Source organism: Bacillus sp. TL12, assembly GCF_022625245.1.
Lineage (GTDB): Bacteria > Bacillota > Bacilli > Bacillales > Bacillaceae_G > Bacillus_A.
The window spans coordinates 1-235 of record NZ_JAJJBY010000269.1; the positions used below are offsets into that span (position 1 = coordinate 1).

1 protein-coding gene is annotated in these 235 nt (G+C 31.9%); it reads right to left on the minus strand.

What is annotated here, in order from left to right; genetic code table 11:
- Window positions 1-23 precede the first annotated feature (23 nt).
- A partial coding sequence (locus tag LOK41_RS28880) for a hypothetical protein (protein ID WP_241819488.1) occupies window positions 24-235 on the minus strand: 212 nt, incomplete at its 5' end.

Below are 235 nucleotides of genomic sequence, written 5' to 3' on the forward strand. Positions count from 1 at the left end.
ATAATTGTATTTACGAGAAAAATTTAGACGCCCAATAATATAGTAGAATATGCATCCATCTTATGTTTAAATGATTCTTCCCCACCTTCAAGGTACTGAACAATGTACTTCATTACTATCTTGTCACTTGGATATCCTCTATTTTCAATCCATCCATGTTTGTTATCTGATTTTAGTACAATTACTTGTTCCGCATCAGCATTAGTTACAATTGTTGAACTATGAGTGACTACAA